Genomic DNA, 20056 nt, shown 5'->3' with positions numbered 1-20056 from the left:
ACCAACTGACGAATCAACGTCCCCAGATCATCACTCGAACCACGCGACTTCGACGACAGACTCGTAAGAACCTGCGCCCCCATGTCGAACTTCATGCCGGCGTCTCCCCCGTCCCGTGCATGGGCCCATGCCACATTGAGCTGACGAGGGTACCAAGGTGCCCTGTGGTGTGACGAGTGTTTCACCCGGCACTGAAGCGGCGCGGGTTCGTCCCGGGAACCGCGGAGTTCGGTCCTGTCGTCCTCACGCGCGCCACACCACGGGCCACGGCCCACGTCCCCCACGCAAGGAGCAACATGAGCGTCCATGGCAGCACGCGTACCCGGAGCGGCAGCGGCATCGTTTCCTTGACGCCCCGCGGTTCCCGTACGGCTCTGCTGGACGGTGCGAAGGCGGTACTCGCCGTCGCGCTCGTCCTGGGTGCCGCCACTGCCTGCGGTCCGTCGTCCAGCAGCGGGAGTGACAAGGTCAGGGAGTGGAAGGTCGGCGACTGCGCCGGGCCCGACCAGAGCGAGTCGAAGGACGGCTACCAGGCACTGGACTGCGACGACGACAAGGCGACGATCAAGGCTCTCGAAATCAAGAGCGGCGCCATATTCTCCGACTCCATCCAGTGTCCGGCCGGGACGGACACGATCATCTCGGTGAAGGTCTCCTACGGAGGCAAGGCCAGTTCCGGCATCCCCACCAAGACCATCTGCGGCCGCAACCTCTCCGGCGACCACCCCGGTGACGCGGGCGCGGGCGGCGGCCAGTTGGTGAAGGGCGACTGCGTGGACGACAACGCCAAGGAAGTCCCCTGCGGCAGCGGAGGCAGCGGGGTGAACAAGGTGCTCGACCTGACGAAGACGGTCGAGGAATGCCCGGCAGGAACGGACAACCCCCTGGAGTTGTTCCCGAGCCCGGGCAGGCCGTACAACGCGATCTGCACCACCAAGTCCTGACGCCTCTCCATCACGCCGCGCCCACGGGCACCTCATCACGCCGCGCCCACGGGCACCTCACCACCGACGCGGCACGCCCCCACCACCGACGCGGAACAGGGCCGTCCAGAGAAAGGACTCGCCGAAGTACGCGGAGTCCGGCGGCTCGTCGTGCATGCGGCGGAGTTCGACCTCCGTCAGGTCGGAGAAGATCCAGCGCAACGACTCCGGCGTGTAGGCGAGCCCGCCCCGCAGTCCGGCCCGGTCGTAGAAATCGGCATCGGAGAGTTCGGAACCCATGCCCGCCTCACCGGCTGCGAAGCAGGTGAGGGCGAGATGGCCACCGGGGGCAAGGAGTGCGTCGAGGAGACCGAGGTAGCTGACACGGCGGTGCGGCGGCAGGTGGTGGAAGCAGCCGGAGTCGTAGATCAGGTCGTACGGGCCGGTCAGCCCGTTCGTCGCGAGGGCGAACGCGTCACCGCAGTGGAACCGGACGTCGGCCCCTGCCGCGCGGGCGCGGTCCTCGGCCCAGGTGATGGCCGCCCGGGACAGATCCACCGCGTCGACCTCGAAGCCCAGGGAGGCGAGGTGAAGGGCGTTGCGCCCCGGGCCGCAGCCGAGGTCCAGGGCGCGGCCCGGGGCGATCAGGCCGCGGTCCGCGTACGAGACGAGATTCTCGTCGGGTTTCGCCACGAAGAACGGGACCGGCCGGGTCCGGTCCGCGTAGAAACCGTCCCACCACGACGCCCCGTCCGCGGTCCACCGGTCGGCCTCCCGGGTGAACAGCCCGTCCAGGAGGCTCAGTACGTCGTCCACCGTGCGTATGTTCCGGTCCATGCGGATTCGATCTCCTCTCCAGGAGGCGAACAGTAGAGCTGTTCGGCAGCGGAAACCCGGCCGGGCCGAACCGGTGAACGCCATCGGCGGGCTCCCGATGGCCCCGCGTGAGTGGGGCGGCAACCCCCCATCGCCCGCGGGTCGTTCGGCTGCGCGCACCCCCGTGACGTGGCGTGAAGAGGGGTTCTGCGGGTTCGCCGAGGGGTGTTTCTCGGTTCAGGGACGGCCGCTCGGAGTGTGCGTGTTCCGGATCGAGGTGCGTGGGGGGCTCGGGAGGTCCGAAACGGCGAACGCCTCGTATGTGTCGTCCGCCGGACCGTCCCGCGGCCTTCGGCGCGGGCGCGGGAGCGAAGTCGAAATTCAGACCGTAGCAGCAACGGTTCGATGCGCAATCGGACTTGATCGAGCTGCCGCCCTACGCGTGCCCGAACGCGTGGCGGACACCCCACCGACGCGGCGGAGAGTGGAGAGTGGGGGCAGCGGTACGGACGACGAAGGAGGACCGATGGTGGGTGTCGTGGCGAACCAGCGGAACAGAGCGGTCGGACAGACTCTGGAGGGACCGGGAGCGCGGGACCGACTCCTGGAAGCCGGACGTCAGTTGTTCGCCGCGTACGGATACGCGCACACGAGTGTCGAGGATCTGTGCGAGAAGGCGAAGGTTCCCGTCCACGTCTTCCAGCAGGAGTTCGTCTCGCGGGAGGTGCTCCTGATGGCGATCTACGACGAGGTGGCGACGCACGGGCTGCGCGCCGCCGAGAACGCCCTGATGGCCGAGGGCATGGAGGACTGTCCGACCGCGCGGCGGGTCCGGCTGCTCTTCGACGCCTATGTGAAGGCGGTCACCGAGGACCCGTGCACGGCGCGGGTGGCGTTCGTCGAGGTGCTGGGCGTGAGCCGGGAGGTGGACAACCACCTCGCGACCTGGCAGGCGATGTGGATCGACTTCCTGTCCTCCGAAGCCGAGCGTGCCGTGCGACGCGGCGAGGCGGAGCCGAGCGACCACATCGTGACCGTCACGGTGCTGAACCACGCGGTGGACGAACTCATGGCCCACCACGGACGCCGGCCACGGCAGGTCGACGCCGAGTGGCTGACCGATGAGCTGACCCGGCTCTCGCTCGCCATGATCCTGCCGTCCTGACACGCCCCGTTGCCGGAACGGCAACCCGGTAGGGCGAATAATGGGGAGATGGAAGAAGACGGCGACCGGCCGGGGCGCGAGGCCCCCGCGGACGACGAGATCGCGACCGTCCTGACGGGGGTCGGCCCGCGGCTGCGCGCTCTGCGCCAGGAACGCGGTACGACCCTGGCGCAGCTCAGCGAGACGACCGGGATCTCCCTCAGCACCCTCTCCCGCCTGGAGTCGGGCGGCCGCAAACCCACGCTCGAACTGCTGCTGCCCCTGGCCAGGGCCTACGGCGTGCAACTGGACGAACTCGTCGGTGCCCCCGCCACCGGGGATCCGCGCATCCACTTCCGCCCCTTCACCCGGGACGGCATGACGTTCGTCCCGCTCACCCGGCACTTCGGCGGGCTGCACGCCTACAAGCAGATCCTGCCCGGCGGCCGGGGAGCGACGGGGCCGCTGGAACAGCGGGTGCATGAGGGGTACGAGTGGGTGTACGTACTGGCGGGGCGGCTGAGGCTGGTGCTGGGCGAGCACGATCTGGTGCTCACGGCCGGCGAGGTCGCCGAGTTCGACACGCGTACGCCGCATGCGTGGGCCAGCGCGGGGCCCGATCCGGTCGAGTTCCTCAGCCTGTTCGGGCAGCAGGGCGAGCGGATGCACGTGAGGGCCAAACCCGCGAACCGGTGAGAGCCTGCCGGGTGACCTCCGACCGGGCGGCCACGGACGCGGCTACGGGCGGGCCGCGTACCGGCCGTACAGGCCCCACGCCTGGTGCATCGCGTCGGCGAACGCGGCCGCCAGCTTGTGCTCACCGGTCGGACCGGGGTGCGTGCCGTCGTACGTGTCCCGGTGGATGTCGTACCCCGGTGGGCGGGAGGCCAGCAGGATCGGGGACGCCGGGCCGTCGAGGTCGGCCACGGCCTTCGCCAGGAGGTCGTTGAAACGGTCGCACTCGGCCGCGAACGGGGCGTCCGACTCGGCCCGCACGTTCGGTATCACGGGCAGCAGCACCATCTTGACGCGCGGGTTCGCGGCGCGGGCCGCCGCGATGAACGCCCGAGCGTTCAGGGCGGTCTGTCGACTGTCCGTGTAGAACCCGAGGTCTATCAGGCCGAGCGAGACGAGCAGGATGTCCGTGCGGTGCGCGGTGACCGTGTCCGCGATCACGGGGGCCATGTGCAGCCAGCCCTCGCCCCAGCCGGCCAGATGGGCGCGGGCCTCGGCGGGGAAGTCCGGTGCGCCGTACGCGCACGAGACGGGGGCGTTCGCCTCGGTGTCGTACAGCTCGCTGCGCGGGCCGACGATCGCGAACGGGGCACCGGAAGCCGAGGCGAGGTGCTGCCACATCCGGTAGCGCCAGGTGATGTCGCCGGCGCGACCGATCGTCATGGAATCGCCGACAAACGTGAAACGCATGGCGTCATCATCGCGGATCACTCCTCCGACCTGCGACGTGACGATGGACACTTGGGTCATGCGTTCGTACCTGACTGCGTCCGGAACCGCCGCGCTGCTCCTCCTCGCCGGGGCGGCCCCTGCTGTGGCGTCCGGAGACGGCGCCGACCGGAGCTTCACGATCGAGGACCCCAGGATCATCGAGTCCAGCGGCCTCGCCGCCAGCCGCGCCCACCCCGGCATCTACTGGACGCACAACGACAGCGACGACGGGCCGTACGTCTACGCCGTCGACTCCCGCACCGGGCGCACCGTCGCGACGATCACCATGCGGGGGGTGGGGCGGCCACGCGATGTGGAGGCCATCTCGCTCGGACCCGACGGCAACCTGTACGTCGGAGACATCGGTGACAACCTGAACGGCACCTGGGACCACGTGTGGATCTACCGCTTCCCGGAGCCGAAGGAGCTGAGGGACGCGACGGTCCGGGCGACCCAGTTCGACGTGAAGTACGCGGACGGGCCGCGCAACGCCGAGGCACTGATGGTCCACCCCACGACCGGGCGCGTCTACATCGCGTCGAAGAACGAGGACGGCGGCGGACTGTACGAGGGCCCCGCGAAGCTCACCACCGGCTCCACCAACGTCTTCCGGCGCGTGGACGAGGTGCCGTGGGTGACGGACGGGGCGTTCTCGCCGGACGGCAAGGAGCTGGTGCTGCGCTCCTACTTCAGCGCCCGTGCGTACGCCTTCGAGAACGGCAGGCTCGGCGCCGACCACGCGGTCCGGGCACCGCTCCAGCGGCAGGCCGAGTCGGTGACGTACACGGCGGACGGCTCGGCGCTGATGTTCGGCTCGGAAGGGAAGCGGAGCGATGTGGTGCGGGTGGAGGTGGACCGGCCCGACGGCGGGGGCGACGGGAAGGCGTCGCCGTCCCGGGACAGCGGCTCGCCGTCGGCGTCCGCCGAAGCGGGAGGCGGGGGCGACGGGAACACGAAGGGCACGACCCTGACCGGCGTCCTGGTGCTCGCCGGGATCGGCTTCCTGGTGTTCATGGGGCGGCGGCGGAAGGCGGGCTGAACTCCGGCGCACCGTCGACCCCGGCGTGTGTAGGGTCGGGCACCCATGGAGAACCGAACGATTCCCGAGCCCGAGCCCTTCGCCACCGCCCGGCTCGACGCCCTGCCGCTGCGGATCGCGCACGCGGACGAGATGGCCGCGGTGCTGGACGACCCCGCCCTGCACACCTACACCGGAGGCGCCCCGGAGACGGTCGACGAGCTGACGGCCCGCTACGAACGCTGGAGCGCCGGTTCGCCGGACCCCGGGGTGGCCTGGTGGAACTGGGTGCTGCGGGTACGCGAAGAGGACCGCCTGGCCGGATACGTACAGGCGACGGTCCAGGCGCGGGACGCGGAGGCGGAGATCGCCTGGGTGATCGGGACGCGCCGGCAGGGGCGGGGGTACGCGAAGGAGGCCGCGGCAGGGCTGGTGGCCCGGCTGCTGGAAACAGAGGTGGTGCGTACCGTCGTCGCCCACATCCATCCGGACCATGCCGCCTCCGCGGCCGTGGCCGCCGCGGCGGGGCTGGTCCCCACACAGGAGTGGTGCGACGGTGAACGGCGCTGGAGGCGGGGCGGCGGCACGGACTGACACACACCGGGTGATCAGGACGTGGCGCGACCTGCCCGGATGAGTTCGGCCACGTCGAGTGTCACCGGGGCGCCGATCGAATCGGGCAGCGTGGCCGACTGCCCGGGGGCGTACACCTGGTGGCTGTCGTAACCACCGCCCATGGGCTCGGTCAGGACATGCACCCGGCCGTGCTTGCGGTCGACGATCACGTACACCGGGATCTTGGCCTCGGCGTAGGCGGCGACCTTGTTGCGCAGGTCGTTGTTGTAGTTGCTGGAGGTGACTTCCAGGACGAGGCGGAAGACGGCGGGGTCGTAGCAGTTGTTCTCGACGTGATGCTCGTCGAGATCGGCGTCGACGACGGCCAGATCGGGGATGGCGTAGTCCTCGGGGCCGCTGGGGAGCCACAGACCGATGCCTTGAAGGACCTCGGTCCCCCCGTCGTCGAGACCGGCGGCGAGAAAGGGAATCATGAGCGTGGTCAGCGCATGGGCGTGTCGGCCGTTCGGGAGCGGGGCCACCGTGACGACGCCTCCGATGATCTCGACGCGGTATCCCGGGTGCTGCTCCATGATCATTCCGGCGGTATCGAGCAGCGTCCTCGGCTCACCGTCACAGGGGTGCTCGACTTCTGCCGCAGACATTGCGGGCCTCCTGGAGGGGTGATGTCGAGGCCATCTTCGTAGAACGGACGGGACGGAATCACCGGAAGCCGTTCCGCCACCCGGACGGGTGAACGACGAAGGGCCCCGCGTACGGGGCCCTTCTCCTGCGCGTATGCGGATGCGTTACAGCTTCTCGATCACGTAGTCGATGCACGCGGTCAGCGCCTGGATGTCCGACGGGTCGATCGCCGGGAACATCGCGACGCGCAGCTGGTTGCGGCCCAGCTTGCGGTACGGCTCGGTGTCGACGATGCCGTTGGCGCGCAGCGCCTTGGCGACGGCCGAGGCGTCGATCTCGTCGGCGAAGTCGATCGTGCCGATGACCTGCGAGCGCTTCGCCGGGTCGGTGACGAACGGGGTCGCGTACTTGGACTCCTCGGCCCAGCCGTACAGGTTCCGCGCCGACGTGGCCGTGCGGCCGACCGAGAAGTCCAGGCCGCCCTGGCTGTTCAGCCAGTTCAGCTGCTCGTTCAGGAGGAAGAGCGTGGCCAGGGCCGGGGTGTTGTACGTCTGGTTCTTGAGCGAGTTGTCGATCGCCGTGGGCAGGCTGAAGAACTCGGGGATGTGCCGGCCCGAGGCGTGGATGCGCGCGGCGCGCTCCAGGGCTGCCGGGGAGAACACACCGATCCAGAGGCCGCCGTCGGAGGCGAAGGACTTCTGCGGGGCGAAGTAGTAGACGTCCGACTCGGTGATGTCGACCGGCAGGCCGCCCGCACCGGAGGTGGCGTCCACCAGGACGAGGGAGCCCTCGTCGGCGCCGTCGACGCGCTTGATCGGTGCGGCGACACCGGTCGACGTCTCGTTGTGCGTGAAGGCGTAGACGTCGACGCCCGCCTCGGCCCGCGGGTCCGGGTGGGTGCCCGGGTCGGAGGCGATCACGGTCGGGTCGGCCAGCCACGGGGCGAGCTTGGCCGCCTTCGCGAACTTCGACGAGAACTCGCCGAAGTTGAGGTGCTGGGACTTCGTCTCGATGAGTCCGTGCGTCGCGATGTCCCAGAAGGCGGTGGAGCCGCCGTTGCCCAGGATCACCTCGTAGCCCTCGGGGAGGGAGAAGAGGTCGCGCACGCCCTGACGCACCGCGCCGACCAGGTTCTTGACCGGGGCCTGGCGGTGGGACGTACCGAGAAGAGACGCCCCGGTGGCGGCCAGCGCGTCGAGCGCCTCCGTCCGCACCTTGGAAGGACCGGCGCCGAAGCGTCCGTCGGCGGGCTTGATGTCAGCGGGAATCTGGATATCGGCCACGAAGCGGAGCGTAGTACCTCACGGACACGGCCGAGGACCGTGTCCGTCGGATGAGACACCCGCTCCGGCCCGTGGGCCGCCTGCCGGCAGTGGGTCAGCCCAGTTCCACCGGCAGGTCGTACAGGTCGTTCTGGGTGACGATCGGCTTGTTCCGCAGCTCGGAGGCCGGGACGGCGAGATCCAGATCCGGGAACCGTTCGTACAGGGCGGGCAGTGCCACTCCGGCCTCCAGGCGGGAGAGTGCCGCACCGGGGCAGACGTGCGGGCCGTGGCCGAACGCGATGTGGCGGTTGGGGGAGCGGGTGATGTCGAAGTCACCGGCCGTCGGGCCGTGCTGCGCCTCGTCGCGGCCCAGCGCGCCGAACGAGACGATCAGCGCCTCGCCCTTCGGCAGGACCTTGTCCCCCACCTCGACGTCCTCCGTGGCGAACCGGATCAGGACATGGGACGTGGGGGTGTTCCAGCGCAGGGTCTCCTCGATCACGTTCTCCCACGGCACCTGACCGCTCAGCACCTGCTTCCGCTGTTCGGGGTGGGTCTGGAGGGCGGCGACCGCGTTCACGATCAGGCTGATCGTGGTCTCGTGACCGGCGGCGATGATCAGCTGGAGGGTGTTGACGATCTCCTCGTCGCTGAGGTGGTCGCCCTCCTCGGAGGCCGCGATCAGGGCGCTGGTGAGGTCGTCGCCCGGGTTCTCCCGCTTCGAGTCGACGATCTTCGTGAAGAGCGTGCCGAGGTCCGCCATCATCTGCGGGACCTCCTCCGGCGGCGTCTGCGTCGAGAAGAACTTCTCGAAGAGTTCCTTGAGCCGGGGGTGATCGGCGCCGTCCACGCCCATCAGCTCGCTGATCACGTTCATGGGCAGCGGGTACGCGAACTCCGCCTTCAGATCGACCTTCTCGCCCTTGGGCAGCGCGGCCAGCCGGTCCAGGCTCGCCGTGGTCAGGGCCTCGATGCCGGCCCGCAGCCGCTCCACCCGCTTGACCGTCAGCGCCTGTGCGACCAGGGTGCGCAGCCGGCGGTGGTCCGCGCCGTCGACCGTGAGCATGGAGCGGCCCGGGTTGGCGAGGCCGATGAGCGGCCAGTCCATCGGTATCTCACCGCGCTGCCAGGCGCCCCAGACGTTGATGTCCTTCACGATCCGGCTGTCGGTGAGCAGTTGCCGCGCCTCGGCGTGGTGGGTGACCGCGTAGCAGTGCACCCCGCCCGGCAGCTCCACCTCGGCGAGCGGGCCCGCCGCACGCAGCCGGGCGCTCTCGCCGTCGAGGTCGGCGACGAAGGGGTCAAGGGCGATCCGGGTCATCTCTGGCCTCCGGTGGCGTGTTCGACGGCGGGCACGGCTCTGACAGTGGGGGCGGGGGTGAAGACGACCGGCAGGTCCGTCAGACCCCGCAGCCACGGGGACGGGCGCCGGGTGAGCCGCTCGGCGGGGACCGCGAGGTCGATGTCCGGCAGCCGGTCCAGCAGCACCTCGATGCCGGTACGGGCGATGACCTCGGCGGTCTCCTGGGCCGGGAACGGGCAGCGGTGCTCGCCGTGGCCGAAGGAGAGGAACGCGTTGTTGCCGCCGGTCAGCGCGGAACCGTCGGTGCGTACCTGCGGGTCCGCGTTGGCGGCGGCGATGCCCAGCAGCAGCAGGTCGCCCGCCTGGATGTGGCGCCCGCCGAGATGGGTGTCGCGCGAGGCCCAGCGCCCGGCGACGTTCTGTGTCGGAGTGTCCTCCCAGAGGACCTCGTTCATGGCCTCGGCGACGCTGTGCCGGCCGCCCGAGAGGGAGGCGGCGAACCGGTCGTCGGTGAGCATCAGCCGCAGCGAGTTGCCGATCCAGTCGGCCGTCGGCTGGTGGCCCGCGGCCATCATGACCATCAGGTCCTGGGCGACCTCCTCGTCGGTGAAACCGCCCGTGTCGGCGAGCATCCGGGTGGCGACGTCGTCGCCGGGCCGGGCGTGCTTGTCGACCAGCAGCTGGACCATGGACGTGGCGAGGTGCCGCTGCCCGGCGAGGGCCCGCTCCCGGCCGTCGATCATGTCGTTGATCGAGCCGACGAGCTCCGCGCCGACGGTGTCGCTGAAGCCGTAGATCTTCGCCAGGACGAGGGCGGGGAGCAGCATCGCGTACTCGGCGATGATCTCGGTCGCGCCCGTGGAGCAGAACCGGTCGACGAGTCCGTCGGCGAAGTCCTCCGCGTACCGCTTGAGCGCGAACGGGTCGACGGCCTCCAGCGCGTTGCTGATCATCCTGGCCCGCTCGGTGTGCCGCGGGCCGACCGTGTAGAGGATCGACGGCTGCTTGCGGCCGATCATCGGCAGCAGCGGCCAGTCGTCGGAGATGCGGTCCCACTGGTTCCACAGGTCGGAGTCGCGGCTGAAGAGCACCGGGTCGCCGGTGACCTGGTGCAGTTCGCGGTAGCCGAGCACGAGCCAGGCGGGGATGTCGCCGTCGAGGACGACGGGTGCCACGGCTCCGTGGTCGCGGCGCATCTCCCGGTACAGCCGGGTCGGTTCGGTCTGGAACCGGGGGCCGGAGAGCGGCGCGCGGCCCTGGGACGCGGGGCAGCCGGCGGGCGGTGCCGGGGGCTGGGTCACGAGGTGGGCTCCGGGGTCTTCTCCGGCGTGGTCTCCGGAGGGGCGGCGGACGGGGCGGAGGCCTTGCCCTGCGACAGGGCCTGGAGGTATTCGACCAGCGTGATCAGTACGTACTTGCTGGACGAACGGTCCCGGGCGTCGCACTCCACCAGGGGTACGTGCTCCGAGAGGTCGAGCGCCTCCCGTATCTGCTGTTCGGTGTGGAGCGGTCCGCCGAAGTCGTTGCACGCCACGATGAACGGCGTGCCGTGGTGCTCCAGGCGGTCGATCGCGTACCAGGAGTCGGCGAGCCTGCGGGTGTCGACGAGGACGACGGCACCGAGCGTCCCCGAGAACAGCCGGTCCCACAGGAACCAGAACCGTTCCTGGCCGGGCGCGCCGAAGAGGTACAGCACCGAGCGTTCGTCGAGCGAGATCCGGCCGAAGTCGAAGGCGACCGTGGTGGATGTCTTCGCATGCACACCGTCGAGGTGGTCGACGGCCTCGCCCGCGCGGGTCATGGTCTCTTCCGTGTTCAGCGGACGGATCTCGCTGACGGAGCGGACCATGGTGGTCTTGCCGACCCCGAAGCCGCCGACGACGACGATCTTCAGTCCGTTGTCGGCCGTCGCCTGCAGGGCGGCACGGTCAGAGGTTGCGGAGTCCAACGAGCACCTGTTCCAGGATGTCGGGGTCGGGGAGCCGGTCCGCGACGCGGGCGGTCCGCGGGTGACGTGCGCTGATCCGGCCGGTGTCCAGCAGGTCGGACAGCATGATCCGGACGATGCCGACGGGCAGCTTGAGGGCCGCCGCGATCTCCACGACCGCGATGGGCCGCGTGCACATCCGCAGGATCGTGACGTGTTCCGACTGCATGCCGGGGGCCGGCTCGCACTCGGAGACGATCAGTGTCACCAGGTCGAACGCGTCCGAACCGGACCGGCTGCGGCCACCGGTGAGGGTGTACAGCCGGTCCGGGTCGTCGTCCCGGCCAGGGCGGGGGCGGGTCATACGTTCGCGGTCGCGTCGACGACCGCGGATTCCGAGGGGGAGCGCGGCGGGGCGCTCAGGTGCTCGCCCAGCTGCTCGACGAGTTCGCTCATGTTGTGGCCGACGAGGCCGACGTCGGCGTCCTCGTCGGCGACGACCGCGAGATGGGCGCCGGCGCCCGCCTCGACGATGAACAGCACGCCGCCGTAGAACTCGGCCATCGCGGACCGTACGCCGCCGGTGCCGTCACCGAACTCGACGGACGCGCCGTGCGACAGGCTCTGGATACCGGCGGAGATCGCGGCCAACTGGTCGGCCTGATCGACGGAGAGCTCGGGGGTACGGCACAGCTTGAGGCCGTCCCTGGACAGGACGAGGGCGTGACGGGTGCCGGGGGTGCGCTTCAGGAGCCCCTCCAGCAGCCAGTTGAGCTTCTCGTCGGTGGTCGCGGTCATCGGGTGTTGCCTTCTTCCGGGTGCGGGGAGTTGGCCCGAACAGCTCGGCGGAAGCTGCTGAAGCGGGCTGCCTGTTCCTTGGGGTCGGCGGTACGGGGCCGGGCAGTCGGGGTGGTGCCGCCCGCGTGGGCGCGGGCCTCGGCGGCGGCGAGGGTCCGGCCGCGGGGGCGCTTGGGGAGCCCGCTCTCGCCGAACAGGGGGAGGTTGCCGGTGGTCTCGGACGCGGGGGCGTCCGTGGAGTCCGTCGAGTCCGGGGAGTCCGTCGAGTCCGGGGAGTTCGTGGAGTCCGGGAAGTCCGGCGAGTCCACGGGGGTGGTACCGGCCTCCGGGCCCTGCCGGTTCTGCGGGCGCTGCGCGTCCGTCGTGGCCGGTGCGGCAGCCGATTCGTGCGCGGGTTCCGGCTCGGGCACGGCCGCGGACGGCGGCTCCGGGACGGTGACCCGGGTGAGCAGTTCCTGCGGGAGCATCATCAGGGCGCCGGTGCCGCCGCGCGCGGAGGGGCGGAACGAGACGGTCAGGCCGTGCTTCCGGGCCAGCCGGCCGACGACGGCGAGGCCGATCCGGGTGCCGGAGAGCCCCGTCAGTCCCTCGTCGGTGGCCGACACCGCGCGCTCGGCGCGGCGCAGCTGCACATCGCTCATGACCAGACCGCTGTCCTCGACGGTCAGGACGATGCCGGCCGGCACCTCCTCGACGTAGACGTGGACCTCCGCCGTGGGCGGCGAGAAGTTGGCCGCGTTGTCGAGGAGTTCGGCGAGTGTGTGCATGACGCCCTCGGCGGCGTGGCCGGCGACCGCGACCTCACTGGTCGAGTGGAGACGCACCCGCTGATAGCCGCTGATCCGGCCCATCGCGCCGCGCAGGATCGACTCCATCACGATCGGCTTCGCCCAGCGCCGTCCGGAGCGGGCTCCGGTCAGTACCGCGATGGAGTCGGCGAGCCGGCCCGCCTGGGCGGTGCGGTGGTCCAGGTGGAGCAGGTCTCCGAGCACGTCCTCGGCGGAGTGCCGGTGCTCCATCTGGCGCAGGTCGGCGAGCATGCTGGTGGTCAGGGCCTGCATCCGTCCCGCGGCGTTGGCGCAGGCGGCGACCGCGGCGGAGCGCTCGGTGTCGCTGCGGGCCGCGCGGGCTGCGAGCCGTTCGACCTCGGCGGTGAGCCGTGCGGAGTCGGCGGCGGCCTGCGCGGTGAGCCGGGCGGTCTCGGCCTCGGCCGCGGCCCTGATCCGGGCGGTCTCGGCGGTGAACCGCTGGCCTTCGGCCGCGGAGCCGGAGACGAGCCGGCTGATCTCACCGGTGAAGCGCTGGCTCTCCGCCGCGAGACGGGCACGCAGCCGGTTCGTGGTGGCGCGGGCGTGGACGGCGGTGGCCACGGCGACGGACAGCAGCACGGCGGCGGCGCCCGCCCCCCAGGCCGCCGTGGTCCGTACCGAGTCGGGGGCAGCGACGACCGCCCACAGGCACAGGGAACCGGTGACGGCCAGTGAGATCAGCAGGGCCAGTGCGGTCGGCCGGGATGAGGGGCTCAAGTGGAGTCCTTGGGGGCGGACGGGACATACGGACGGGACGCGACGGACGCGACGGACGCGACGGACACGACGGACGCGACGGGTGGGACGGGTGGGACAGGTGGGACGGGCCGACGATACGGGCGGACGAGATGTGGCGGGTGGGACGGGTGGGGTGCTCGGACCGGCGCCTCGCGCACGGCGGGCGGGCCGACAGGTCTGACGGGACAGTTCGATACGACGGGGGAGAAACGCGACAACTGGAGCTGCAAATTCCCAGGCAAGTCGTGGTCACTATATGAGAATTGACGCTCATTTTGGGAAGTGCATATGGCGTTCTCTGTCGCTCGGATGGCTACGCGCTCGGCGTATTCCGACGTATTGACTTTCGGGGAACTCTTGTCGACGTATTCGGGGACTCGCGCGGGCGTGGCGGCGCCGTGCGACCGGATCGGCGGCATCCTGGGCCCATGGCCGCACATCGGAGTCCCGCAGAACGCACCGCACTCGCCCGGGCGCTGGGCGCCACGGTCCGCGGAGAGGTCGATTTCGGACCCACCGCACGGGCGTTGACGACGATGGACGCCTCCAACTACCGCCGCGTACCGCTCGGCGTCGTCACCCCGCGCGACGCCGACGACGTGGCCGCCGCACTCGCCGTCTGCCGTGCGCACGAGGTGCCCGTGGTCCCGCGCGGCGGCGGCACCTCCATCGCGGGCCAGGCCACCGGTACCGGTGTCGTCCTCGACCTCACCCGCCACCTGCGGAGGATCGTCGCGCTGGATCCCGACTCCCGCACCGCCGTCGTCCAGCCGGGGGTGATCCTGGACGACCTGCGCACGGCCGCTCGCGCGCACGGCCTCACCTTCGGACCCGACCCCTCCACGCACAGCCGCTGCACGCTGGGCGGCATGATCGGCAACAACTCCTGCGGCGCGCATTCGGTCGCCTGGGGCACCACCGCCGACCAGGTGCACGCCCTGACCGTGGCGCGCTACGGCGGCGACACACTGCGTCTGGACCGGGAGGCCCCCCTGCCCGCGGGACTTCCCGGGCTCGCCGGACTCATCGGTACGAACCTGGCCCTTCTGCGCACCGGATTCCCCGAACTCCCGCGCCGTATCTCCGGGTATGCCCTGGACGCGCTCCTGCCCGAGCGCGGCACCGACCTCGCCCGCGCCTTCTGCGGCAGCGAGGGGACGCTCGGGGTGGTGACGGAGGCGACCGTGCGCCTGGTCGAGGCACCGGCGGCCCGCGCGCTCGCCGTACTGGCCTACGCCGACGAGTCGGAGGCCGCCGAAGCCGCCCCCGGCCTGCTCCCGTACCGCCCGCTGACCCTGGAGGGCATGGCCGCCGATCTCGTACGGGAGCCGGCCGGGCTGCCGCGCGGCGGCGCCTGGCTCTTCGTCGAGACGGGCGGCGCCGACCCGGCCGAGGCACGGGCGCACGCCGAGCGCATCCTGCGGGCGGCGGACGCGCTGGACGGCGCGGTCGTCACCGACCCGGCCCGGCAGCGGGCCCTGTGGCGCATCCGCGAGGACGCCGCCGGCACCGCCACCCGGATGCCGGACGGCACGGAGGCGTGGCCCGGCTGGGAGGACTGCGCCGTACCGCCTGCCCGCCTCGGCCCGTACCTGCGCGACTTCCGCGCCCTGCTCGCCGCCCACGGTCTGCGCGGCACCCCGTACGGGCACTTCGGCGACGGCTGCATCCACGTCCGGATCGACTTCGACCTGCTCGGCGCCGACGGCGTGGCCCGCTTCCGCCGGTTCTCCGAGGAACTGGCCGATCTGGTCGTCGCGCACGGCGGCTCACTGAGCGGTGAACACGGCGACGGCCAGGCCCGCGCCGAACTTCTCCCGCGCATGTACGGGGACGAACTGGTCGCGCTCTTCGCCCGGTTCAAGAACATCTGGGATCCCAGCGGCGGCATGAACCCCGGCATCCTCACCGACCCCGCCCGGCTCGACGAGAACCTGCGCTTCGAGGTCCTGCCGAAGCGCCCGGTCGACGTCACCTTCGGATACCCGCACGACGGCGGCGACTTCTCGGCCGCGGTCCGCAGATGCGTGGGCGTCGCCCGATGCCGTACGGCGGAACCGGCGGGCGCGGGCGTGATGTGCCCGTCGTTCCGGGCGACCGGTGAGGAGGCCCACTCCACCCGCGGCCGGGCCCGGCTGCTGCACGAGATGCTCGCGGGTGAGGTGATCACGGACGGCTGGCGGTCGACGGAGGTACGCGACGCGCTCGATCTCTGCCTGTCCTGCAAGGGCTGCCGCAGCGACTGCCCGGTGGGCGTCGACATGGCCACGTACAAGGCGGAGTTCCTGTCCCACCACTACCGGGGGCGGCTGCGCCCGGCCGCCCACTACACGATGGGACGGCTGCCGGCCTGGCTGCGCGCGGCGGCCCCGTTCGCACCCGTCCTCAACGCCCTGGCCCGGGTGGGACCGCTGGCGTCCCTGGTGAAACGGCTGGCGGGGATCGCCCCGGAACGGACGCTCCCGGTTCTGCCGCGGGAGACGTTCACCCGGTGGATCCGCAAGGGCCGGGACGGCAGGACGCACATCCTGTCGAGCGACCGGTGGCGGGCGCGGACGGTGACCGTCTGGCCGGACACCTTCACGACGTACCTCTCGCCGGAGGTCGGCAAGGCGGCGGTCCGGGTCCTGGAGGCGGTGGGCCGCACCGCCGTGTACCCCGGACGGGGCGTGTGCTGCGGCCTCACCTACGTGTCCACGGGCCAGCTCGGCAAGGCCCGCAAGGTCATGCGGCGGACCCTGGACCGGATGGGCGCCCGCCTGGGCGACCCGCTCGTCGTCCTCGAACCGAGCTGCGCCGCCACGCTCCGCACCGACCTGCCCGAACTCCTCCCCGACGACCCGCGCGCGGCCGAACTCGCGGGGTCGGTCCGGACGCTGGCGCAGTACCTGGAGGAGTTCGCCCCCGCCTGGCGGCCACCCCGCCTGGACCGCCCCGTCGCCGGACAGACCCACTGCCACCAGCACGCCGTCCTGGGTGACGCGGCCGACCGCCGCCTGCGCGAACGGGCCGGTCTGACCGGCGAGTTGAGCGGCGGCTGTTGCGGACTGGCCGGGAACTTCGGCTTCGAACGGGGCCATTGGGCGGTGTCGGCGGCCTGCGCGGAGGAGACCCTGCTGCCGTCCGTACGGTCCGCCGATCCCGGCACCGAGTTCCTCGCGGACGGCTTCTCCTGCCGGACGCAACTGGCACAGCTGGGCGGTGTGCGGGCCAGGCACCTGGCGGAGGTGCTGGCGGAGGGCCTGGGGGAGAAGCCGGGCGAGGAGCCGGGGAGGGACGAGGGGAGGGACGGGGGGAGGGGCTGACGGCCCGACCGGTGGCACCCGTCCGAACGTGAACCGTGACGTCCGGCCGGGTGGTGACGCACTCCCGGGCGGACAGCCGGAGTCCGAGCTCCGGGAGCCCGGCTTCGGTCTTCGAGCTTCGGCTTTCGAGCTTCGGCTTTCGAGCTTTGAGCTTCGGCCTTCGAGCTTCGGGCTTCAGGGAAGGCTTGTTCACTCTTTCGGGGTGCGCGGTGGGGGCCGGGGCGGGGTCGTGAGCTTCGGGCTTCGGGGGCCGGGATCCGGATGCCGGGATTCGAGCGGTGTCGTACAACCGGTGGGTAAGAGAAGGGGGTTGGGGAAACCTCCCCACCCTCCCCGACCTGTCACGGCCAGCAAGTATGACTAATCGTGACCAACTTGCGGCGCGGAGTCGCGGCTGCTTACCGTGCCCAACGTAACGACCCCGACGCGGTGTTCTCAGCACCGGCCGGGGTCTGACCCCAAGATCGAAAGAAGCGATCCCGTGGCTGTCTCAAACCTTAGCCCTGCCCTGCGCGCACCCGCATCCTCGCGCGCCCATCCGAAGGCCAAGCACGGCTACGGAAAGCGATCCGTTCCGAAACAACGCCCTTGTGGCGAGAGTGACTTCGCGTTGCTGCCCGAACGCGAGCGGCACATCGCCGGTTACGTCGACGCGCTGCCCGACGGCGCGGCGATGGACATCAAATCGCTGGCCAGGAGCCAGCCGCTGTACGGGCAGATGGCCGTCGGCAGTGCTCTGCGGGCCCTGGGCGTGGCCGGTCATCTGCGGCATGTCCGGTGCCTGAGCGGCGAGGGCGACCAGGTCCGCTGGGTCACCCGCACCTTCTGGTCCCGCACCGCCCGCGACAACGAGTGGTGGAACGCCTTCCTGACCGCCGAGGAGCGCAGTTCCGCCCCGCAGGGTGTCGCAGAGGCCGCGACGACCACCGCGCCCCCGCCGTGGATTCCCGCCGAACCCGCTGACCCCGCCGAACCCGCCGCTCCCGAGGCGGACGTCTCGTCCGAGGTCGCCGCACCCGGACGCGCGCAGTCGCCCCTCACGACGGTGCCGGTGCCGCAGGCGACTGCGGACCGGCCGTCCGCCGCTTTCCTGGCCCTGGCCCACCTCGGCCGTATCGACTCCCGCGTGGCCCTTTCGGGGGCGGAATGTGCGGCGCTGGAACAGGCGGCGGCCGAGTGGTTCGCCCGCGGCGTGGACGCCGACCACCTGACGCGCGCCCTCACCGCCGGACTCCCCGCGTCCATCGACACGCCCTTCGGTTTCGTCCGCCGCCGTCTCCGCGACAAGCTCCCGCCCCGCCTGCCCGCCGCAGCCCCGGCGGCGCCGGGAGCTCCCGTACGCCGCCTGATGGTCGAGTGCACCGACTGCGGCGTACCCGGAAGGCCCGAAGTCTTCCGCGACGGGCTGTGCAGGCCCTGCCGCGACACCGACCCGGCCTGACGGGCACAACGCCAACCGGCGCAACGCCAGGAGGCACGCGGCAGGCAGCGCGGCACTACCAAGCGGACGAACGCGCCGAAGGTGCCGAAAACTGTCAATTTCATGCGAAGGGGCGCTCTTCGCGCGACCGGCAGAGGGAGTTCGGCGCCCTGTTGTGTCGCCGACCCACACGGCTACGGTGCGCAACGGATCACCAGTCGCGGGAGGACACCATGGCTCGAAAACTGCGCAAGGTCGGCACCAACTCGGGCAACGACGGATGCCCGACCCTGTACGAGATCCCTGGCACCGATCGATACGTCGTCCAGGGCGACCGCGTTACTGACGCAGCCGAACTCGACCAGCTCGACAACCTGACCTCCGAAGAGGGCGCTGTCACCGTCCCGCGCGAACTGCTCGCGAACTTCGGCCCCAAGGAGCCCGTGCACGTGCCTCAGTTCATCACCTTCGACGTGTTCGCAGGCATGTTCGCCAAGCTGAAGCACTCGGCCTGGAGGCTGGAGACGCGCCGCCGCTATGCCTCGGACGAGGAGACCGACACGTATCGACAGTTCCTCGCCGAGGGGCGCGTCGACTGGGACCTCGACGACCCGTGGTGCACCGGACGGCGCGATCAGTCCGCGCTCGGCAAACGGTTCGAGCGCGTCCGTATTCTCGACGAGCCTCCCACCCCCGGGCAGCGCTACCTCCTCGACAACGCCCGCCGCAACACCGCGGTGGGCGAGAACATCCTCGTGCTGGCCCGCAGCAGGGCCGACGAACTCCATCTGCCGCAAGAGGACTTCTGGATTTTCGACAGCCGAGTTGTGGCCCTTCTCCACCACAACGACGCCGACGAGATGACCGGGGTCGAGCTGATCACGAACCCCGTGGATGTCCTGCGATACGCGCAGGTTCGCGAGGCTGCCGCGCACCACGCCGTGCCCTACGACCAGGCGCAGAGGTAGTTTCGCCGTGTGAGCACTGACTTCCAGCACGCCCGTGAGGCGCTCGGCCGTCGGCTCCGCGAGCTGCGTGGTACGACGACGCAACGAGCCCTGGCGGCCGAGCTGGGGTGGCCACAGGCCAAGGTTTCCAAGCTGGAGACCGGCCGGCAGACGGCCACCCCGGACGACCTCACGGCGTGGGCCACGGGCATGGGGCGCCCCGAGGCCGCTGAAGAGCTCCATGCCCACGTCCGGGGGCTGGAGACCCGCACCCGTTCGTGGCGCCGCCAGTTGAGTGCCGGTCACCGACCGGTGCAGGACGCGCTCACCATCGAGTACGAGCGGTCGGCCCACCTGCGGGCGTGGCAGGGGGCCATGGTCGTCGGCCTGCTTCAGACCCCGGACTACGCCCGGCACGTCTTCGCCGGGTTCGCCGCGCTCCACCAGTCGCCCCGTGACATCGAGGCGGCGGTACGGGCCCGTATGCGCCGCCAGGACCTGCTCTATCGGTCGGGCCGAACGTTCGACATCGTCATGTGGGAGGCCGCTCTTCACGCCGGAGTGTGCCCTCCCGATGTGCTCTCCGCTCAGCTCGACCGGCTCGTCGGTGCGATCGGATTGGACACCGTCCGGCTCGGCCTCGTCCCGCTCGGCGCACAGGTGGCCATCCCACCGGGGCCGGGGTTCTGGCTGTATGACGACCGGCTGGCCATCGTCGAGGACTGGCACGCCGAACTCTGGATCGATGATCCCGAGAGCACCGGTGTGTACCGACGAGTGTGGGACAGCCTCGCAGCATCAGCTGTGTACGGGACCGGTGCGCATCGGCTGATCGCACGGGCGCGGGCCCAATTGAACCTCTCGTGAGCATCATCGCGCATCACGCCGGACAGGCAGAGAATATTCGCGAATCGCGGCCTGGCCTGATTCTCCCGAACTCCTAACCTGCTGTTCATGGCCTTACGGACATGTGATCCGGACTCGGAATGGCCGGCGT

19 protein-coding genes are annotated in these 20056 nt (G+C 70.9%); 9 read left to right on the top strand and 10 right to left on the bottom strand.

All coding sequences use genetic code 11. From position 1 onward, the window contains the following. Window positions 1–296: 296 nt before the first annotated feature. Entirely contained in the window at window positions 297–944 is a 648-nt protein-coding gene (locus ACFVUT_RS19910) for a hypothetical protein (RefSeq protein ID WP_389652844.1), read from the top strand. 57 nt (window positions 945–1001) lie between these two features. On the opposite strand, the gene ACFVUT_RS19905 is transcribed toward ACFVUT_RS19910, so the two are convergent. Beyond that, window positions 1002–1760 (bottom strand): class I SAM-dependent methyltransferase, encoded by a 759-nt coding sequence (locus ACFVUT_RS19905; RefSeq protein WP_389652841.1) that lies wholly within the window; start codon window positions 1758–1760, stop codon window positions 1002–1004. A gap of 505 nt (window positions 1761–2265) precedes the next feature. Here ACFVUT_RS19905 and ACFVUT_RS19900 point away from each other — a divergent pair. Then, complete coding sequence (locus tag ACFVUT_RS19900; RefSeq protein WP_389652838.1) at window positions 2266–2904, top strand: TetR/AcrR family transcriptional regulator; 639 nt, start codon at window positions 2266–2268, stop codon at window positions 2902–2904. Between the two features lie 48 nt (window positions 2905–2952). Beyond that, complete coding sequence (locus tag ACFVUT_RS19895) at window positions 2953–3579, top strand: helix-turn-helix domain-containing protein (protein ID WP_389652835.1); 627 nt, start codon at window positions 2953–2955, stop codon at window positions 3577–3579. A gap of 42 nt (window positions 3580–3621) precedes the next feature. On the opposite strand, the gene ACFVUT_RS19890 is transcribed toward ACFVUT_RS19895, so the two are convergent. Next, complete coding sequence (locus tag ACFVUT_RS19890; protein ID WP_389652833.1) at window positions 3622–4308, bottom strand: GDSL-type esterase/lipase family protein; 687 nt, start codon at window positions 4306–4308, stop codon at window positions 3622–3624. A gap of 58 nt (window positions 4309–4366) precedes the next feature. Here ACFVUT_RS19890 and ACFVUT_RS19885 point away from each other — a divergent pair, with 58 nt between their 5' ends. Beyond that, on the top strand, window positions 4367–5368 hold the full coding sequence (locus tag ACFVUT_RS19885; protein ID WP_389652830.1) for a WD40 repeat domain-containing protein: 1002 nt from the start codon (window positions 4367–4369) through the stop codon (window positions 5366–5368). A gap of 45 nt (window positions 5369–5413) precedes the next feature. Continuing rightward, entirely contained in the window at window positions 5414–5941 is a 528-nt protein-coding gene (locus tag ACFVUT_RS19880; protein WP_389652827.1) for a GNAT family N-acetyltransferase, read from the top strand. A 14-nt stretch (window positions 5942–5955) separates the two neighbouring features. On the opposite strand, the gene ACFVUT_RS19875 is transcribed toward ACFVUT_RS19880, so the two are convergent. The 8 genes from ACFVUT_RS19875 to ACFVUT_RS19840 all read right to left on the bottom strand — a co-directional run bounded on the left by ACFVUT_RS19875 (window position 5956) and on the right by ACFVUT_RS19840 (window position 13366). Further along, window positions 5956–6567, bottom strand: a complete 612-nt coding sequence (locus ACFVUT_RS19875) for a Uma2 family endonuclease (RefSeq protein ID WP_389652824.1) — start codon at window positions 6565–6567, stop codon at window positions 5956–5958. 144 nt (window positions 6568–6711) lie between these two features. After that, window positions 6712–7830 carry a phosphoserine transaminase gene (gene serC, locus ACFVUT_RS19870; RefSeq protein ID WP_389652822.1) on the bottom strand — a complete coding sequence of 373 codons (1119 nt, stop codon included), beginning with the start codon at window positions 7828–7830 and terminating at the stop codon, window positions 6712–6714. A gap of 94 nt (window positions 7831–7924) precedes the next feature. After that, the gene (locus ACFVUT_RS19865) at window positions 7925–9133 is read right to left on the bottom strand and encodes a cytochrome P450 (protein ID WP_389652819.1); all 1209 of its coding nucleotides are present in this window, start codon (window positions 9131–9133) and stop codon (window positions 7925–7927) included. Further along, window positions 9130–10416: a cytochrome P450 gene (locus ACFVUT_RS19860; RefSeq protein WP_389652816.1), complete on the bottom strand. Its 1287-nt coding sequence runs from the start codon at window positions 10414–10416 to the stop codon at window positions 9130–9132. Before ACFVUT_RS19860 ends, ACFVUT_RS19865 begins: the two co-directional genes overlap by 4 nt. Next, window positions 10413–11063 carry an ATP/GTP-binding protein gene (locus ACFVUT_RS19855; protein WP_389652815.1) on the bottom strand — a complete coding sequence of 217 codons (651 nt, stop codon included), beginning with the start codon at window positions 11061–11063 and terminating at the stop codon, window positions 10413–10415. Before ACFVUT_RS19855 ends, ACFVUT_RS19860 begins: the two co-directional genes overlap by 4 nt. Beyond that, window positions 11044–11406 carry a DUF742 domain-containing protein gene (locus ACFVUT_RS19850; RefSeq protein WP_389652813.1) on the bottom strand — a complete coding sequence of 121 codons (363 nt, stop codon included), beginning with the start codon at window positions 11404–11406 and terminating at the stop codon, window positions 11044–11046. Before ACFVUT_RS19850 ends, ACFVUT_RS19855 begins: the two co-directional genes overlap by 20 nt. Continuing rightward, window positions 11403–11840, bottom strand: a complete 438-nt coding sequence (locus ACFVUT_RS19845) for a roadblock/LC7 domain-containing protein (protein WP_389652811.1) — start codon at window positions 11838–11840, stop codon at window positions 11403–11405. The genes ACFVUT_RS19850 and ACFVUT_RS19845 overlap by 4 nt, the downstream gene beginning before the upstream one ends. Next, complete coding sequence (locus tag ACFVUT_RS19840; protein ID WP_389652809.1) at window positions 11837–13366, bottom strand: ATP-binding protein; 1530 nt, start codon at window positions 13364–13366, stop codon at window positions 11837–11839. Before ACFVUT_RS19840 ends, ACFVUT_RS19845 begins: the two co-directional genes overlap by 4 nt. A gap of 449 nt (window positions 13367–13815) precedes the next feature. Between ACFVUT_RS19840 and ACFVUT_RS19835 the strand changes: the two genes are divergently transcribed. From ACFVUT_RS19835 to ACFVUT_RS19820, 4 genes are all read left to right on the top strand, one after another. Next, window positions 13816–16692 carry an FAD-binding and (Fe-S)-binding domain-containing protein gene (locus tag ACFVUT_RS19835; protein ID WP_389652807.1) on the top strand — a complete coding sequence of 959 codons (2877 nt, stop codon included), beginning with the start codon at window positions 13816–13818 and terminating at the stop codon, window positions 16690–16692. A 610-nt stretch (window positions 16693–17302) separates the two neighbouring features. Beyond that, window positions 17303–18133, top strand: coding sequence for a MarR family transcriptional regulator (locus tag ACFVUT_RS19830; RefSeq protein ID WP_389671013.1), 831 nt, complete (start codon window positions 17303–17305; stop codon window positions 18131–18133). A 212-nt stretch (window positions 18134–18345) separates the two neighbouring features. Next, entirely contained in the window at window positions 18346–19080 is a 735-nt protein-coding gene (locus tag ACFVUT_RS19825; protein ID WP_389652803.1) for a DUF6879 family protein, read from the top strand. Between the two features lie 9 nt (window positions 19081–19089). Beyond that, window positions 19090–19926, top strand: a complete 837-nt coding sequence (locus tag ACFVUT_RS19820; protein WP_389652800.1) for a helix-turn-helix domain-containing protein — start codon at window positions 19090–19092, stop codon at window positions 19924–19926. Window positions 19927–20056: the final 130 nt, after the last annotated feature.

Source organism: Streptomyces sp. NPDC058051, assembly GCF_042885475.1.
Taxonomy (GTDB): Bacteria; Actinomycetota; Actinomycetes; order Streptomycetales; family Streptomycetaceae; genus Streptomyces.
Note: the sequence above shows the minus strand (reverse complement) of the source record. Positions and strands in the feature narration are given on the sequence as shown.

What these genes read in the sequence shown, in the direction of transcription:
- ACFVUT_RS19910 (WP_389652844.1), top strand. Translation starts at nt 297, where the DNA reads ATGAGCGTCCATGGCAGCACGCGTACCCGGAGCGGCAGCGGCATCGTT.
- ACFVUT_RS19905 (WP_389652841.1), bottom strand. Translation starts at nt 1,760, where the DNA reads ATGGACCGGAACATACGCACGGTGGACGACGTACTGAGCCTCCTGGAC.
- ACFVUT_RS19900 (WP_389652838.1), top strand. Translation starts at nt 2,266, where the DNA reads ATGGTGGGTGTCGTGGCGAACCAGCGGAACAGAGCGGTCGGACAGACT.
- ACFVUT_RS19895 (WP_389652835.1), top strand. Translation starts at nt 2,953, where the DNA reads ATGGAAGAAGACGGCGACCGGCCGGGGCGCGAGGCCCCCGCGGACGAC.
- ACFVUT_RS19890 (WP_389652833.1), bottom strand. Translation starts at nt 4,308, where the DNA reads ATGCGTTTCACGTTTGTCGGCGATTCCATGACGATCGGTCGCGCCGGC.
- ACFVUT_RS19885 (WP_389652830.1), top strand. Translation starts at nt 4,367, where the DNA reads ATGCGTTCGTACCTGACTGCGTCCGGAACCGCCGCGCTGCTCCTCCTC.
- ACFVUT_RS19880 (WP_389652827.1), top strand. Translation starts at nt 5,414, where the DNA reads ATGGAGAACCGAACGATTCCCGAGCCCGAGCCCTTCGCCACCGCCCGG.
- ACFVUT_RS19875 (WP_389652824.1), bottom strand. Translation starts at nt 6,567, where the DNA reads ATGTCTGCGGCAGAAGTCGAGCACCCCTGTGACGGTGAGCCGAGGACG.
- ACFVUT_RS19865 (WP_389652819.1), bottom strand. Translation starts at nt 9,133, where the DNA reads ATGACCCGGATCGCCCTTGACCCCTTCGTCGCCGACCTCGACGGCGAG.
- ACFVUT_RS19850 (WP_389652813.1), bottom strand. Translation starts at nt 11,406, where the DNA reads ATGACCCGCCCCCGCCCTGGCCGGGACGACGACCCGGACCGGCTGTAC.
- ACFVUT_RS19845 (WP_389652811.1), bottom strand. Translation starts at nt 11,840, where the DNA reads ATGACCGCGACCACCGACGAGAAGCTCAACTGGCTGCTGGAGGGGCTC.
- ACFVUT_RS19835 (WP_389652807.1), top strand. Translation starts at nt 13,816, where the DNA reads ATGGCCGCACATCGGAGTCCCGCAGAACGCACCGCACTCGCCCGGGCG.
- ACFVUT_RS19825 (WP_389652803.1), top strand. Translation starts at nt 18,346, where the DNA reads ATGGCTCGAAAACTGCGCAAGGTCGGCACCAACTCGGGCAACGACGGA.